The organism is Kosakonia sp. WA-90, from assembly GCF_039871955.1.
Lineage (GTDB): Bacteria > Pseudomonadota > Gammaproteobacteria > Enterobacterales > Enterobacteriaceae > Kosakonia > Kosakonia oryzendophytica.
Genome location: NZ_JBDPLJ010000002.1, coordinates 246787 through 263012, shown reverse-complemented (window position 1 = coordinate 263012; position 16226 = coordinate 246787). Strand labels below are relative to the sequence as shown.

The 16226-nt window shown below is 53.3% G+C and carries 15 protein-coding genes and 1 tRNA gene; 4 read left to right on the top strand and 12 right to left on the bottom strand.

Annotated elements, in window-relative coordinates; all coding sequences use genetic code 11:
- Positions 1-3 precede the first annotated feature (3 nt).
- The 7 genes from ABGA49_RS04495 to prmB all read right to left on the bottom strand — a co-directional run bounded on the left by ABGA49_RS04495 (position 4) and on the right by prmB (position 6876).
- Positions 4-2073 (bottom strand): ATP-binding protein, encoded by a 2070-nt coding sequence (locus ABGA49_RS04495; protein ID WP_347665194.1) that lies wholly within the window; start codon positions 2071-2073, stop codon positions 4-6.
- Positions 2074-2336: 263 nt separating this feature from the next.
- Positions 2337-2615, bottom strand: a complete 279-nt coding sequence (locus ABGA49_RS04490; RefSeq protein ID WP_061493876.1) for a YfcL family protein — start codon at positions 2613-2615, stop codon at positions 2337-2339.
- A 27-nt stretch (positions 2616-2642) separates the two neighbouring features.
- A complete protein-coding gene (locus ABGA49_RS04485; protein ID WP_061493875.1) occupies positions 2643-3182 on the bottom strand; it encodes an elongation factor P hydroxylase in 540 nt (179 codons plus the stop codon).
- The gene (locus tag ABGA49_RS04480) at positions 3179-3991 is read right to left on the bottom strand and encodes a sulfite exporter TauE/SafE family protein (RefSeq protein ID WP_088238141.1); all 813 of its coding nucleotides are present in this window, start codon (positions 3989-3991) and stop codon (positions 3179-3181) included. Before ABGA49_RS04480 ends, ABGA49_RS04485 begins: the two co-directional genes overlap by 4 nt.
- Complete coding sequence (gene mepA, locus ABGA49_RS04475; protein ID WP_061493873.1) at positions 3991-4815, bottom strand: penicillin-insensitive murein endopeptidase; 825 nt, start codon at positions 4813-4815, stop codon at positions 3991-3993. The genes ABGA49_RS04480 and mepA overlap by 1 nt, the downstream gene beginning before the upstream one ends.
- Before the next feature lie 3 nt (positions 4816-4818).
- Entirely contained in the window at positions 4819-5904 is a 1086-nt protein-coding gene (aroC, locus tag ABGA49_RS04470; RefSeq protein ID WP_134317857.1) for a chorismate synthase, read from the bottom strand.
- Between the two features lie 39 nt (positions 5905-5943).
- A complete protein-coding gene (prmB, locus tag ABGA49_RS04465; protein ID WP_061499838.1) occupies positions 5944-6876 on the bottom strand; it encodes a 50S ribosomal protein L3 N(5)-glutamine methyltransferase in 933 nt (310 codons plus the stop codon).
- Positions 6877-7040: 164 nt separating this feature from the next.
- On the opposite strand from prmB, the gene smrB reads away from it, so the two are divergent.
- On the top strand, positions 7041-7592 hold the full coding sequence (gene smrB, locus ABGA49_RS04460) for an endonuclease SmrB (RefSeq protein ID WP_061493871.1): 552 nt from the start codon (positions 7041-7043) through the stop codon (positions 7590-7592).
- Positions 7593-7648: 56 nt separating this feature from the next.
- Here the strand turns inward: smrB and sixA are convergent, their stop codons facing one another.
- The 4 genes from sixA to ABGA49_RS04440 all read right to left on the bottom strand — a co-directional run bounded on the left by sixA (position 7649) and on the right by ABGA49_RS04440 (position 12248).
- Entirely contained in the window at positions 7649-8134 is a 486-nt protein-coding gene (gene sixA / locus ABGA49_RS04455; RefSeq protein WP_061493870.1) for a phosphohistidine phosphatase SixA, read from the bottom strand.
- 209 nt (positions 8135-8343) lie between these two features.
- A complete protein-coding gene (gene fadJ, locus ABGA49_RS04450; RefSeq protein WP_347665193.1) occupies positions 8344-10491 on the bottom strand; it encodes a fatty acid oxidation complex subunit alpha FadJ in 2148 nt (715 codons plus the stop codon).
- A complete protein-coding gene (gene fadI / locus ABGA49_RS04445) occupies positions 10491-11801 on the bottom strand; it encodes an acetyl-CoA C-acyltransferase FadI (protein WP_347665192.1) in 1311 nt (436 codons plus the stop codon). The genes fadJ and fadI overlap by 1 nt, the downstream gene beginning before the upstream one ends.
- 162 nt (positions 11802-11963) lie before the next feature.
- Positions 11964-12248: a YfcZ/YiiS family protein gene (locus tag ABGA49_RS04440; RefSeq protein ID WP_061493867.1), complete on the bottom strand. Its 285-nt coding sequence runs from the start codon at positions 12246-12248 to the stop codon at positions 11964-11966.
- Between the two features lie 377 nt (positions 12249-12625).
- On the opposite strand from ABGA49_RS04440, the gene fadL reads away from it, so the two are divergent.
- A complete protein-coding gene (gene fadL / locus ABGA49_RS04435) occupies positions 12626-13948 on the top strand; it encodes a long-chain fatty acid transporter FadL (protein WP_061493866.1) in 1323 nt (440 codons plus the stop codon).
- Positions 13949-14006: 58 nt separating this feature from the next.
- Here fadL and mlaA read toward each other — a convergent pair whose 3' ends face one another.
- Positions 14007-14765 carry a phospholipid-binding lipoprotein MlaA gene (mlaA, locus tag ABGA49_RS04430; RefSeq protein ID WP_061493865.1) on the bottom strand — a complete coding sequence of 253 codons (759 nt, stop codon included), beginning with the start codon at positions 14763-14765 and terminating at the stop codon, positions 14007-14009.
- A gap of 311 nt (positions 14766-15076) precedes the next feature.
- Between mlaA and ABGA49_RS04425 the strand changes: the two genes are divergently transcribed.
- Positions 15077-16012 (top strand): formate/nitrite transporter family protein, encoded by a 936-nt coding sequence (locus tag ABGA49_RS04425; protein WP_347665191.1) that lies wholly within the window; start codon positions 15077-15079, stop codon positions 16010-16012.
- An 81-nt stretch (positions 16013-16093) separates the two neighbouring features.
- Positions 16094-16168: transfer RNA gene (locus ABGA49_RS04420), tRNA-Arg, on the top strand.
- Positions 16169-16226: the final 58 nt, after the last annotated feature.

The following is a 16226-nucleotide window of genomic DNA, read 5'->3' as shown; positions in this document are numbered from 1 at the left end:
GGATTAAAGGGGCAATCGCCCCAATTTATTGAGCTCACGCCGAATGGCATGATCGATATGATGCAGCTGTATCTTCTCGCTCTGTTCATCTGCAGCAAGCACAGCGGCCAGTAACGCCACATTGCAGATGCTTGCCCCCGTCAGATTGCCCCGAATAGCCAGCTCGGCAAAATCCACATCTTCAGCAAGTGCCAGTGTGGCTGGCCATATACTCTGCCACATTTGCGTGCGCAGCGTCACATCCGGGTAGGTAAAGTGCGTGATAAAGGTGAACCGCCGACTAAAAGCCGTGTCGAGGTGCCCACGATGGTTGGTCGCAAGGATCACTAACCCAGGATAGTTTTCCAGTCGTTGCAGAAGGTAAGAGACTTCAATATTGGCATACCGATCATGGGCGTCTTTACTTTCACTGCGTTTACCGAACAACGCATCCGCTTCATCAAAGAATAATATTCCACTGTCTGTTTCTGCGAGATCAAAAACCAGCGACAGGTTTTTTTCCGTTTCCCCCACGTATTTACTGACCACCGCGGAGAGATCCACCTTTATAAGATCTGTATCGAGATGCTGCGCCAATACTTCCGCTGCCAGCGTTTTCCCGGTTCCGGGCTCGCCATAAAACAAAGCGCTTAACCCCTTTTTTCCGCCGGTTTTATGGGCAAAATGTTTGATAGTCACCCGTTCCCTCAGCCTGATGGCCGCCAGAATTTCCTCCATTTGTTTTTTAACAGACGGCGAAAGCACAATATCGTCGAACGTCCGAACAGGCGTTATACGGTGGGCCAGATTGCCGAAATTCTTACGTGACCGGTACAGCAACGTTTTTTGCAGATCGCCTGCGCCTAATAACGCATCTTTACCCCTTACCTGCCGGTAATAATTCGCTTCGGCAAGCAACAAGGAGATATCGGCTGGGCTAAAGGCGTAACGCTCTGCCAGCGTCTGCAACCGTTGGTTTTCGCTAACACTTTGCCGGGGCCACGCCATCTGCAATAACTTGCTTTTCGCCATGGCATCCGGACACGGCAAAGAAAGATGAATGCTGGGTAGAACGCGGAATAAAGGGCTTTCAGCTGTCGAATCCGTTAGTACAAAGAAAGGCAAGCGGACCTGAGGCAATAGTCGTTCAAGCACACTGATAACACTTTTTTTTGCCACCCCGGCATCAGCCCAGTGCACGCAAACCACCCCAGCATTATCCATCAGCGCGTCACGGATGATTTCCGCAACCGCCTGTTGTTGCTGTGGCTCGGCCACATTATCCAGATCGCGGATATCCAGACGCCATAACGCACGTTGGTGTTGCCACAGAATGTTGGCAAGCCCATTTTCACGCCCATCCAGCGCGCACCCGTCCAAAACAATGACCGGCGGTGTTTCTCCCACCGGTTCCAGGCATAAACAACTTATTTGTTCACTGAGAGTCACCGGGTACAACGTCATCGCATCGGTTACAACAGGCTGCGGATAAGGATAACGATACTTCGCCATCGATCCATTGCCGCAAAGAAAATGCCACACCGATTCGCTGCACATATAAAATGTGGTAGGTATTTTATTTTCATTAATTGTTGTTTTAAATAATAAAGAGAACTGGAATAGCGGTGATGATGGGTGTAATGATGAAAGTAATAATTGATATTCCGTTTGCGCGGATGAAAACAGTTGCATGAGTAACTTATCGCTTACCCCTTCTTTTATTCCACTGTCCGGCAATGCACTATAATGCGCACTCAAACGCGGTAACAAACAGACGAGAAGAATGTCTCGCTCAAATAATGTTAAATCAAATTGTTCAATCAGTCTGTTAAGCCGCGTCGTTAAGGCCTCTCGCGAGTCCGGGAGAGGGTGAAATGCTAACCAGACAGGAACGTCGTATAGATCGTTGGAATACGCATTCTGCGCCCTGGCAGGCAAGAAAAATGGCGAAAAATATGCAGGAACCACTTCATTTCGCTGTAAATATGCCTGCTGAAAAAGCAGATCTATTCGTGACAGGCAGCGATAGAAGTCACTCTCATCGTTATTATCATCGTGTTGAGAAAATACATCAATTCCGGAATACAGAGACATAATTTCCCCTATTGGCTATCGGTGCAGGAGGCGTTTACCCTCCTGCAAAGATGACATCCGGAATAATGGATACCCGTTTCATGCGAAAAAGTACGCAAGGATAAAAAAGACTCTAGGCCCGGCCAATGATGAGTTCAACGTTGGCAACAGGAATTTAGGATATTTCATGACCGCAAAGAGGCCGACATGAAATCAACGATACGGGAGTAAACGCTGTTGTTGTAAAAAGAGGATCCCTCTCCTGCCAGGAGAGGGTAAACAGCTTAATGCGCTTTCGCTTGCTGATAGAGGTTTTCCCACATGCCAAGCACCAGCGCCTGATCGCGTGGAGAAAGTTCGCCCGCCTGAATAGCGGTTTCCACACTGTGGGTCACTTTGGCGTACACCGCTTCGTGCGAATGGTCTTCACCGCTTTCGAGATCGGCCACCGCCAGCGTCAAATGCCCGCGCAGATAACCGCCAGCAAACAGCTCATCATCACTGGCGCTTTCCACCATATTGTCAATTAACGCCAGAATGCGTGATTCTAACTCCGCGATCATCTCTCTTCCTCTTTTGAAAACATGGCCTTACAGGTCTTCAGGCCACGGGAACTGTTCTGCCGCAAAAGGCGGCGTCTGATAATAGTCCTGCAATGCTTTGATAAACCGCGCCGGACGGGCAGGAATACCCTGTTCCAGATAGGTCATCACCTGCGCGTGGACGCGGCGCTGAAAAACAATACGATCCGGTTCGAAATCCCCTTCGAGGTTGTCGCAACTGACGTTAAACGGAAACCCCGCCGCCACGCAAAACAACCAGTCAAAAGCCTGGGGTTTGACTTCCACATCTTCGAACTGCCCCTGTGTCGCGGCATCGCGTCCATCCGGGCAGTACCAGTAACCGAAATCCACCAACTTGCGACGCTCCGCCCCGGCAATGCACCAGTGCGAAATCTCATGTAACGCGCTGGCGTAAAAACCGTGGGCAAAGACGATGCGGTTGTAGGGCGCATCGGCGTCTGCGGGAAGATAGATCGGTTCATCGTCGCCTTTAATCAGACGGGTATTAAAATCGTCTGCAAAGCAGCGATTAAAAATATCAATCAACTGTTGGTAGTGATGGGTCATACGTTCACCCCCATAAACCGGAGGATCTCCTGGCCGTGACTGTCATAGAGAAGTTTTGCGCTCATCACCGCCGAGACAATCACAATCATCGGGCGAATGAGCTTTTGCCCTTTACTGAGCACCAGGCGCGAGCCCATGCGCGCGCCGAGAAATTGCCCGGCCAGCATCACAAAACCGGTAGCCCATACCACTTTGCCGCCAATAATAAACAACAGCAGACCGCCGATATTGGAGGTCGCATTCAACACTTTGGCATGCGCGGTGGACTTTGCCAGGTTGTAACCTGCCAGCGTGACAAAAGCCAGCGCATAAAAAGAACCGGCTCCCGGGCCAAAAAAGCCGTCATAGAACCCAACACAACCGCCAGCCACCAGCGCAAAAGGCAGGCCGTACAGGCGACGCTGGCGGTCTTCTTCGCCCAGTTTAGGCATTAGCAGAAAGTAAAGACCGATACAGATAACCAACACGGGCAGGATCTGGCGCAGCACATCGGACTGCACGTGTTGGACTAACAATGCACCGGTCGTGGAACCGATGAAGGTCATCAGAATATTGAGTTTCTGATCGGCAATGTTCACCACTTTGCGACGAATAAAATAGAGCGTGGAGGAGATCGAACCGCCGCAGGCCTGCAACTTATTCGTCGCCAGCGCCTGTGCCGGAGACATCCCCGCTGCCAGTAGGGCGGGCACCGTTAACAGCCCGCCACCACCGGCCAGCGCATCAATAAACCCGGCCAGTAATGCGACAAAAAAAAGCGCCACCATTAATAGCGGCGACACCAAAAACAGTTCTTGAAAGGTTTCCATTACAATGCGTGCTCATCCAGTAGAGCCTGGCAAGACGGCGGCAAAGGCGGCGGCGTCTTTTTCTCAGGCGTGGTGCTGCCGGGTTTCGCCGGTTCGAACCAACTTTGCAATTCTGCGCCACATCCATCGCCAGGCGGCGGCAGAGGTTGATCTTCACATTCCAGGCTGTCTGCCGGGCAACGCAGACGTACATGCATATGCGCACGATGCTGGAACCACGGGCGCACTTTACGTAACCAGTCACGATCCGTACCCGCATCCAGACAGAGTTGCTGCTTGATAGCCGGGTTCACGAAGATACGCGTCACGTCGTTATCCTGCGCCGCCAGTTTGATCATACTGCTGATTTCTGGCTTCCAAAGTTCCGGCACCACCTGCTTACCATCGCGAGAGACCAGATCCAGTGCCTGCGGTTTCAGCAGTTGTGCTGCGCTCCAGCGTGCTTTCGGCAGTTGCAGGAAGATATCCACATCGAGGCCGGATTGATGGCTGGCGTGGCCGCCATTAAAGCGCCCACCGGCGGGCATCCCCATGTCGCCGACCAACACAGTCCCCATTCCCAGATTGTGCACCTGATTGCTCAGGCGCTGAATAAATAACACCAGATCCGGGTGGCCGAAATAGCGGCGCTGATCGGTACGCATCACCTGATAATTATCCGCCTGTAGCGGTAACTCCTGCGCACCAACAATGCAGCCATTGGCGAATGCGCCAATAGATTGGGGGCTACCGGCAACGGGGTGAGTCAGCTTTTGCCAGGGGGTTGCCGCCGTCGCGGCGGCGCTTATCAGCAGCGCAAACAGCGCAATTGCCGTGTTGTTCATTGTTTACCAGCGTGGAATATCGGTCGTAACATCGGCGTTCTGCGCGCGCTGGCGCAGGAAGTGATCCATCAGCACAATGGCCAGCATCGCTTCCGCGATAGGCACTGCGCGAATGCCGACGCAGGGATCGTGGCGACCTTTGGTGATCATTTCCACTTCGTCGCCAAAACGGTTGATGGTACGCCCCGGTACAGTAATGCTTGATGTTGGTTTCAGCGCGATAGTGGCAATAATTTGCTGGCCGCTACTGATACCCCCCAGGATGCCACCCGCATGGTTGCTCTGGAAACCCTGTTTGGTAATTTCGTCACGGTTTTCGCTACCGCGCAGCTTCACCACGTCAAAGCCGTCGCCGATTTCAACGCCCTTGACCGCGTTAATGCTCATCAGCGCGTGGGCGATATCCGCATCCAGGCGGTCGAACACCGGCTCGCCCAGGCCTGCCGGAACGCCGTCTGCCACCACTGTCACTTTCGCGCCAATAGAGTCGCCTTCTTTCTTCAGACCACGCATCAGTTCATCCAGTGCGTCGATCTTGCCCGGCTCCGGGCAGAAAAATGGGTTCTGCTCAACCTGATCCCAGTCTTCGATCGCCAGCGGAATATCCCCCATCTGGGTCAGACATCCGCGGATAACAATGCCAAACTTCTGCGCCAGATATTTTTTAGCAATAGCACCTGCGGCAACGCGCATGGCGGTTTCACGGGCAGAGGAACGACCACCACCGCGGTAATCACGCACGCCATATTTTTGTTCGTAGGTGTAATCTGCATGCCCCGGACGGAACAGATCTTTAATCGCGCCGTAATCCTGCGAACGCTGGTCAGTATTTTCAATCAACAAACCAATGCTGGTGCCGGTGGTCACGCCTTCAAACACGCCAGAGAGAATTTTCACCTGGTCCGGCTCACGGCGTTGCGTGGTGTAACGCGATGTCCCCGGACGGCGTCTGTCCAGATCATGCTGCAAATCCGCTTCGGTCAGCGGAATACCCGGCGGTACCCCATCAACGATACAGCCCAGTGCCAGGCCATGCGATTCGCCGAAAGTGGTTACGCGAAAGAGTTGTCCAATTGTGTTTCCTGCCATCACGGCTCCGTTGTCGTTGTTTGTGTTGTTGAGCGTCGTTTAATCTTTATAAATGCTGAAATGTTCCTGCGCGGCGATAAGTTGCGCTTTCGTCAGCATAAAGACGCCGTCCCCGCCGTTATCAAACTCCAGCCAGGTAAACGGCACATCCGGATATTGTTCAATCAGATGTACCATGCTGTTACCCACTTCACAAATCAGGATGCCATTATCAGCGAGATAATCCGGCGCGCCAGCCAGGATGCGGCGTGTCAGTTTCAGCCCATCGCTACCGGAGGCCAGCCCCAATTCTGGTTCGTGGCGATATTCTGACGGCAGGTCAGACATATCTTCTTCATCCACATAAGGCGGGTTCGTCACAATCAGATCGTACTGAACTTTCGGCAGCTCGCGGAACACATCAGAGCGGATCGGCGTAACGTGATGAATCAGGCCATGCTCTTCAATATTGTGCTCGGTCACCGCCAGCGCATCCGTGGAGATGTCCACGGCGTCCACTTCCGCTTCCGGGAAGGCGTAAGCACAGGCGATAGCAATACAGCCGCTGCCGGTGCACATATCCAGAATATGCTGGGGTTGCGCATGTACCAACCCGGAAAAATGGTTGTTGATCAGCTCGCCGATGGGCGAACGCGGCACCAGCACACGCTCATCAACATAGAATTCGTGACCGCAGAACCAGGCCTTATTGGTCAGATAGGCAACCGGAATACGCTCATTAACGCGGCGGATAACGCGCTCAACAATGCGATGACGCTCACTGGAGGTCAGGCGCGCATTGCGCATATCTTCCGGAATATCCAGCGGTAAATAGAGCGTCGGCAGCACCAGTTGCACCGCTTCATCCCACGGGTTATCCGTGCCGTGACCGTACCAGATATTGGCGGCGCTAAACCGGCTGACCGACCAGCGCAGCATGTCCTGAATGGTGTGCAGCTCATTCACTGCTTCTTCAACGAAAATTTTATCCATAGTATCCCCCAGGCCCATGCTCGCATTAAATTCGGCGGCTAGTTTGCCATGAAGACGGCGATAAATCAGCATCGTCTCGCGCCGTGGGGAGAAAAATGCATTTTGCTACACCGCAGCCGCAGTGAGTCGGGTACACTGAAGGAAAGAAGAGATGAGATGTACAGATGAAAAAGAAACCATCGCTTAGCGAGGAGGAGCAGGCGCTGTTCCGACAATTGATGACCGGGACACGTCAGCTCAAGCAAGACACAGTGATACACCGCCCGATACGCAAAAAAGTAAGCGAAGTGCCGGTGAAAAGGCTGCTTCAGGAGCAGGCCGATAACAGCCATTACTTTTCCGATGAGTTTCAGCCGCTGCTGAACACCGAAGGCCCGGTGAAATATGTCCGCGAAGATGTCAGCCATTTTGAGCTGAAGAAGATCCGCCGGGGCGATTATTCACCGGAGCTGTTTCTCGATCTGCACGGTTTAACCCAGCAGCAGGCGAAACAGGAATTGGGCGCGCTGATTGCCGCCTGCCGCCGCGAACATGTCTTTTGCGCGTGTGTGATGCACGGTCACGGCAAACATATTCTCAAGCAACAAACGCCGCTGTGGCTGGCGCAGCATCCTCACGTGATGGCATTCCATCAGGCACCGAAAGAGTACGGTGGCGATGCCGCCATCCTGGTGCTGATTGAAGTGGAAGAGTGGCAGCCGCCTGAACTTCCCTGAAGCCAGAAACGACAAGAGCCGCATTGTGCGGCTCTTGAATACCATGGTCCGGCGAATCAGATGGCTTTACGCATCTTCAGGTTGCAGGGACTCATTTGCCAGTCAAAGGTGCCTTTACCGTTCTCGTCAAGCGTAACGCAGGCGATCGCGGAAGTCGTAAACATTGGCGGTGCTTCACCCGGGCAGAGCTCGGACACCAGGTAACCCACCAGTGGCAGGTGAGAGATCACCAGCACAGAGGAGAGACCTTCGTTCGCCAGCGCCTGAAGATAAGCGCTAACAAGGCCAATGTCGCCACAAGGCGTCAGTTCCGGCAGGACATCCACGTTGTCAGGCAGGTTTACACACTCCCCCACCATTTTCAGCGTCTGTTCAGCACGTAAAAAAGGGCTGACCAGAACACGTTCAACATCCACTTTTTGACCTTTCAACCAGGTTGCCATCAGACGGGATTCGTCGCAGCCACAAGGGGTTAAGGGACGAACCGAGTCACTGGCTGCATCGAGGGCAGCGTCGCCGTGACGCATGATAAAAACTTGCATATTGCACCGCTTTTGTTAACCAGAATCATTAATAGTTCCACTGCGAAACCCTTTCGCAACGACGGGAAATATCAATGGCCGGGCATTGTGCCTGATTCATTCTCTGAATGAAACGCTGTTTTTTACCTCAATGGCGTAAGTGTAGTCAATGATTGTTTACAAAATAACCGCGAACGCCATGAGCAATAACAGATTTAAATATTTAGACCTTAACTTACAGAATCAGTTTCTTTTGCCGGACAAAAAGTCTCGCCCTGCTCCGTCATCCGTAACAGTGCTTCACAGGGGCGGAAACGTGGCCCGTATTGTATCTCCAGCCGCTGTAGCGCCACCACCACATCCCGCGCGCCGAGCCGGTCCATATAATGGAATGGCCCACCCAGAAACGGAGGGAAACCGATGCCAAACACGGCGCCGATATCGCCATCGCGCGAACTGCGGATCACCTGCTCATCAAAGCAGCGCGCTGCTTCATTAAGCATCAACATGACGCAGCGTTCCGCTATCTGTTCTGCGGGCAATTTGCCGTTGCCAGAGGTGCCGATTAAGCGGTAGATCGCCGGATCAGGTTGTTTTTTGCTTTTACGCCCTTTCACAGGGTAAAGATAGAAACCGCGGGCATTTTTTCTGCCTTTGCGATCGTCGTTCAAAATTGCACTAACAACACTTGCAGGGGCGCTAAATCGCTCTCCATAAGCGGCTTCCAACACCGGGATAATTTTCGTTCCAGTATCAATACCAACCTCGTCCAACAGTTGAATTGGCCCGACCGGGAAACCAAATTTCACTAATGCCTGATCAATCGCCTCAATACGCTCCCCTTCACTGAGCAGACGCATGGCTTCACTGATATAAGGGGCAAGAATGCGGTTAACGTAAAACCCGGCTTTATCGGCCACCACAATCGGTGTTTTCCCTTGTTTCTTTGCCAGCTTAACGGTTGTGGCAATGGTCTGTTGGTCAGTACCGGCATGGGGGATCACTTCCACCAACGGCATTTTTTCTACCGGGCTGAAAAAGTGTAATCCAATAACCTTCTGCGGGCGCTGCGCATACGCTGCAATATCACCAATTGGTATAGAAGAAGTGTTGGATGCAAAAATGGTGTGTAGTGCGCAATTCTCCTCAACTTCCCGAACCATTTGTTGTTTCAGCGCCAGGTCTTCAAATACGGCTTCAATCACCAGATCGCGATGGGCAAAACCACGGTAATCCAGCGAACCAGAAATCTTCGCCATCTGGCTGTCACGTTCCGCGGGTTTGAGATAGCGACGCCGGACTTTTTTATCCAGCTCTTGCCAGCTGTATTTCAGCGCATGATTAATGCCTTTCGCATTGATATCCTTAATGCGTACCGGCAATCCCCCTTTGCTGGCCGTCACAAAAGCGATACCTCCGCCCATCAACCCGCCGCCTAACACGCCGATGGTGCTTAACGGCCCCGGTTCAACCGCACTGCCGGGATCTTTTTTCACGTCGGTACTGGCAAAGAACAGATGACGCAGCGCCTGCGATTGCGGCGTCATCGCCAGTTGGCCAAAAGCGCGCGCTTCGGCGTCATAACCGCTACTGCGCCCGTGCGTCAGCCCGGTTTCAATCACCGATAAAATACGCGGTGCGGCAGGATAGCTCCCCTGCGTTTTTTGAGCCGTTTTCTTCGCCACCATGCGAAATAACAGCGTACGACCGAGCGGCCCGGCGAGAATGCGTTCGCGAACCGGTAAGCGGCGACTGACAGGATGCCCCTTCGTTGCCAGTTCCGCTGCAGCATCCAGCAAAATCGAGCGGGGAACAACATCGTCCACCAGCCCGGCCTTTAACGCCTGGCGCGGACGAAGCTGCTTACCGGTCAGGATCATCTCCAGCGCAGTACTCACGCCCACCAACCGCGGTAAACGTTGTGTGCCACCGGAGCCAGGCAACAGGCCGAGCTGAACTTCCGGTAGACCCAGCACCGTTTTTCCGTCATCGGTACAGATACGGCGATGGCACGCCAGCGCCAGTTCAAGGCCTCCCCCCAGACAAGCACCATGAATAGCGGCAATCACCGGAATGGGCAGCGCGTGGATTTCCGCCATCATCTGCTGCCCCTGACGGGCAAGATCTTCCGCTTCTTTAGCCGTCTTACAGCGGGCAATCATGTTGATGTCCGCCCCGGCGATAAAGTTATCTGGTTTGGCGGAGATGAAAACGACGCCCCGCAGCGATTTGTTATCACGAATCTGCTTTAAAATGGCACGGACTTCAGCGCCAAACTCCGCTTTCAGCGTGTTCATCTTTTCGTCCGGTACATCAATGGTGACAACCGCCACATTGTCGGGGCGCACGCTAAGCGTAAATGCGGATGTGAATGTCATTATTCAGCCTCCAGAACCATGGCCGCACCCAACCCACCTGCTGCACAGGCGGTCACCAGACCAAAACCGCCGCCGCGTCGGCGCAGTTCATGCAGTGTTTGGGTGATCATCCTCGCCCCGGTGGCGGCGAACGGATGCCCGTACGCAATAGAGCCGCCCAGCACGTTAAATTTGCTGTCGTCCACTTCACCTGTCGCCTGCGAGCGCCCAAGCACCTCGCGGGCAAACCGATCACTGGCCATCAGCTTCAGGTTGCTCAGGGTTTGTGCGGCAAAAGCTTCATGCATATCAAGCAAGGTTAAATCCGCCATCGTCAGCCCGGCTCTCTCCAACGCCAGCGGCGTCGCCCATGCCGGCCCCAGCAACATGTCCTGCTGTACGGCAATAGCGGTGAATGCATAGCTGCGCAGATAACCCAGCGGGGTTAAGCCCAGCTCTTTTGCGCGGGATTCGGTCATCAAGATCACCGCGGCTGCACCGTCGGTTAACGGCGTACTGTTTGCCGCCGTCACCGTGCCATGCCGACGATCAAACGCCGGACGCAGCTTTGCGTAATCCGCAAGGCTGGACTGGGCTCGCACGTTATTATCCTGCACCACGGGTTCGCGAAACGGCGGCGCGTAAGCGGTCATCACTTCATCGGCCAGTTTGCCTTCTAACCACGCCTGCGCGGCAAGCTGGTGCGAGCGATGCGCCAACGCATCCTGTTGCTCACGGGTAATCGCGTAGGTTTTCGCCATCTGCTCGGCAGTATCCCCCATGCGCAGGCCGGTGGAATACTCCGCCACAGCCGGTGGTACCGGCAGCAAATCGCGCAGGCGAAGACGGGAAAAAAGTTTCAGTTTTTGCCCAAGCGTACGGGCTTTGTTGGCATCCACCAGCGTGCGTGCCAGCGTTTTGCTGACACCAATAGGCAAGACGGAAGAGGAATCCGCACCACCGGCGATCCCGGCGCGGATAGTGCCCGCCAGCAAACTTTCCGTGACATTCGCCACGGCCTGAAAACTGGTGGCACACGCGCGACTGACGCTGTAGGCATCCGTATGGACGCTCATGCCAGTACCGAGCACGATCTCGCGGGCGATATTGGGCGCTTCCGGCATCTGAACGACCTGGCCAAAGACCAGTTGCTCAATCACCTCAGGCGGAATTTCGCTGCGCGCCAGCATCTCACCCACCACCATTTTTCCCAAATCGATAGCCGGTACACCGTGAAACACGGTCGCCTGGCGGGCAAAAGGTGTTCGTAACCCACTGACAATGGCAATGCGGTCACCCTGACGGGTAACAAGCGGTAATGCCTGACTCATAACACTCCCCTGTTAACAGCGTAATGCGCAAAGTGGTCTGACCTGATAACAGTCTTAACCAATTTTTTACATTTAGCCAATGGGGGGAGAAAAAAAGTGAGAGCTAAGGCACAGAGAAGCTTAACAAAACGCTCCCGAAGAACGGGAGCGTGGAGGGAGAAATTAACGCAGCCCGAGCTGGAAAATCAGGGTTTCCGCTTCACATGCGAAAACAAAGTCGATATCCAGTTGGACACCACCCGCCACTTCCGTAAAGGAAGAGGTGATCTGGCAAGGGTCGGACTCTACGCTGCGAGCTCTGGCGCTCAGCGCGGCCAGCGTTTCTTCAGCGTCGGTACGATTGCTGAACACGCGGCTGTAAGAGGCGGTGCAATCGGAGTTGTCCATAATGGTGCCAACATCCATACAGCAGCAAACCGGGGTTTCATCAGCACTGCATTTACTCATTGTTGATTTCCTCTGAATTCGCACCCAAGGTGCCAGGTAAACGATGTGATTATTTTACGCTCCGGCGAATAGCCTCTCCAGTTGTTCATTCCATGTAGGGCCATAAGTGACCGAAATCACACTTAAAAATGATCTAAAACAAAAATCATCCAATCGCCTGATTAAGACTTACCCCGTTTTTGCCACGCAGATCCCGTTTCGAAGATCACAATTGAAAAAACTTATATACAAACTTGCAACATTCCCTCTGGTCAGACCTATACTTCCGCCACTGGTCTGATTTGTCTGAAGTACCTCAGACCCTACACTTCGCGCTCCGTTACGACATGTAACATAGTTTGAATAAAAATAACTCGATTTCGAATGAGGTTATGGTCATGAGCCAGAAAACCCGTTTTACCAAGTCTGCTCTGGCAGTCGCAGTGGCAATCGTCTCTACCCAGGCCTGGTCCGCAGGCTTTCAACTCAATGAGTTTTCTTCCTCTGGCCTTGGTCGGGCCTATTCAGGTGAAGGCGCTATCGCAGATGATGCGGGCAACGCCAGCCGCAACCCTGCATTGATTATGATGTACGACCGCCCGATGTTCTCTGGCGGTGCGGTGTTTATCGACCCGGATGTCAACGTTACCGGCCGCTCTGCTATCGGGAATGATGCAAGCCAAAGCAACATTGCGCCAACCGCCTGGGTACCGAACCTGCACTTTGTTGCGCCGATTAATGAGCAGTTTGGTTGGGGCGCGTCTGTCACCTCCAATTATGGTCTGGCTACTGAATTTAACGATGGTTACACAGCCGGTTCGATGGGCGGGAAAACCGACCTTGAAACCCTGAACCTGAACCTCAGCGGTGCCTATCGCCTGAACAACCACTGGAGCTTTGGCCTCGGTTTCGATGCGGTCTATGCAAAAGCAAAAGTTGAACGCTACGCGGGCGATCTGCCACAGATGGTAGATGCGCAAACACGCGGCGTTTTTAATTTATCCCGTGCTATTCCGGCAAACACACAAATTGCGCGGCTGAAGGGTGATGAGTGGGGGTTTGGCTGGAACGCCGGTATCCTGTACGAGCTGGATAAAAATAACCGTTACGGTTTGACCTATCGTTCAGAAGTTAAAATCGACTTTGATGGCGATTATCGCAGCAATCTGCCGCTCACCGTGAATGCGCTGGCCCCTGCATTGGGTCTTAACAACCTGCCTTATGCCACAGCGGGTTCCACTATCAATGGTGCGCTGACGCTGAACCTGCCGGAGATGTGGGAACTGTCAGGTTACAACCGTATCGATCCGCAGTGGGCCATCCACTACAGCCTGACCTACACCAGCTGGAGCCAGTTCCAGGAGCTGAAAGCCACCGGCAGCAACGGTCAAACACTGTTCTATAAAGATGAAAGCTTTAAAGACGTGTACCGCATCGCTCTGGGCACCACCTATTATATGGATGATAACTGGACCTTCCGCGCCGGTATCGCCTATGACGATAGCCCGGTTCCGGCCGATAAGCGCTCTATCTCCATTCCGGACCAGGATCGTCTGTGGCTGAGCACCGGTGCGACCTATGCATTTAACAAAGATGCCTCTGTCGACGTCGGTGTTTCGTATATGCATGGTCAGAAAGTGAAGTTCACCGAAACCCCGTATACCTTCCAGTCTAGTGGCCGGGCGTGGCTGTACGGCATGAACTTTAACTACGCCTTCTGATAAGACAGCGGTAATAAAAAAGGTGAGCATTCGGCTCACCTTTTTTGTTGGCTGCGGTTTATTCCGCATCAATATCTTTCAAATCGCCCTCTATCGCCTTCGCGTTCGGGTTCTCTTGCGGCTTCAGCTTGCCACCATTGGCAATAAAATCATGACGCTGGAAGTAGGCTTCGCGCACCATAATATACGGATCGGAAGACTGGCGGAGTAAGCCATCGGAATCCAGCAGTTGCGCGCGGGTTTCAATGCCTTCCACCGTCCATTTACCGACGGACAATGGCCACGTCAGCCAGGAAAGCACCGGATAGAGCGTATCCGCTGCATCACCACCATCTTCACGCAACGTGAAACTGCCATAGAATGGCAACTGCATATAGGGACCGTAACCGATGCCATAATGGCCGAGCGTACTGCCGAAGCGGTGCGGTTCAACGCGCTGCAATTTCGGGTTAGACATGCCGGCAACGTCCATAAAGCCGCCCATCCCCAGCAAGGTGTTCAGGAAGAAACGGGTAAAGTGAACCATCCCCTGGTAGGGATCTCCCTGTAAGAAGAAGTTCGCCATGATCGCCGGCTCTTCAAGGTTGCTGGTAAAGTTGCTCAGACCGTTGCGCGCCGGTTGCGGCACATAATTACGCCACGCAACCGCGACGGGTCTGACAACGTAAGGATCCAGCACATTGAAGTTGAAGTTGTACATGGTGCGGTTGAACCCTTCAAACGGGTCTGAACGCCCCTGCGACTCTCGGGTACCGGAGCTGGCGCAGCCGACCAGCACCGTGGTAGCCAGCGCAAGCGCCGACAGGCGGAATTTCATAGGTGTCTCCCTGGAGAATATGGCCATCGGTGAATGCCATCCATAAAGGCGCAAACGCAAAATGCCCGGATTTGCGCCCGCAACATGTCACGCATTGTATCAGCGCGTCTTATGATGTCTACGCAGCGAACAGTCTTCATTTCAGCATAGCCCGCATTCAGCGGTGCGCTGCGTTGACAATTTTATACATACTTTCCCGACGACGTATCACCATTGTTGCTTTCCCCCTGTACTTTAGGACGATACCGCCACGAATCGCCACAGAAACTCGCTACGCTTAATTGCATCTGCAGAGAACAAGTGAGGTTGTAGTGGACGCAATAAAAGAAGAGAAAATCGACACGCAGAGTAAAGAGATCGCCGTCGAGAGCGACGAAAAAAAGCGTGGCGAAAAAATCGAACTGGATGAAGACAGGCTCCCCTCTCGCGCCATGGCAATTCACGAACATATTCGTCAGGATGGCGAGAAAGAGCTGGAACGCGATGCAATGGCGCTATTCTGGTCGGCTATCGCCGCCGGGCTATCAATGGGGGCATCTCTGCTAGCAAAAGGGATATTTCACGTTCAGCTTGATGGCGTACCCGGCGGTTTCTTGCTGGAAAACCTCGGTTATACCTTTGGTTTTATCATCGTCATCATGGCGCGCCAGCAGTTGTTTACCGAGAACACAGTGACAGCCGTATTGCCGGTCATGCAAAACCCCGGTTGGGTGAATTTTGGTCTGATGACGCGCTTGTGGGGCGTGGTGCTGTTGGGGAATCTTATCGGCACGGCGATTGCGGCCTGGGCATTTGAGCATATGCCGATTTTTGATGAACAGATGCGCGATGCTTTTGTCAAAATCGGCATGGATGTGATGAAAAACACGCCGGGCGAAATGTTCTCCAACGCGATTATTTCCGGCTGGATCATCGCCACCATGGTGTGGATGTTTCCTTCAGCTGGCGCGGCGAAGATTGTGGTAATCATTCTGATGACCTGGCTTATTGCACTGGCGGATACCACGCATATTGTGGTGGGGGCGGTGGAAATTTTTTATCTGGTTTTTAACGGCACACTGCACTGGAGCGAGTTTATCTGGCCTTTCGCGCTACCGACGCTCGCCGGAAATATTTGCGGCGGGACCTTTATTTTCGCCCTGCTCAGCCATGCGCAAATCCGCAACGATATGATCAACGCTCGTAAGGCTGAGGCGAAAGCCAGGGCCGAAGAGGAAAAGCGCCAGAACAAGGGTGCGGAAAAATAAGCATAAACGGTGACAGTTTAATCACTTGGCGGCCTGCGCGCTTAACGTGGCGCGCAAATGACGTTATACTCCAGCCGCCCTGTCCCCTTAGTTAAATGGATATAACGAGCCCCTCCTAAGGGCTAATTGCAGGTTCGATTCCTGCAGGGGACACCAGAGCATCCTTTTATTGCTTAAATCTTCACGTTATTTGCTCTCCCGGCTGATTATCACA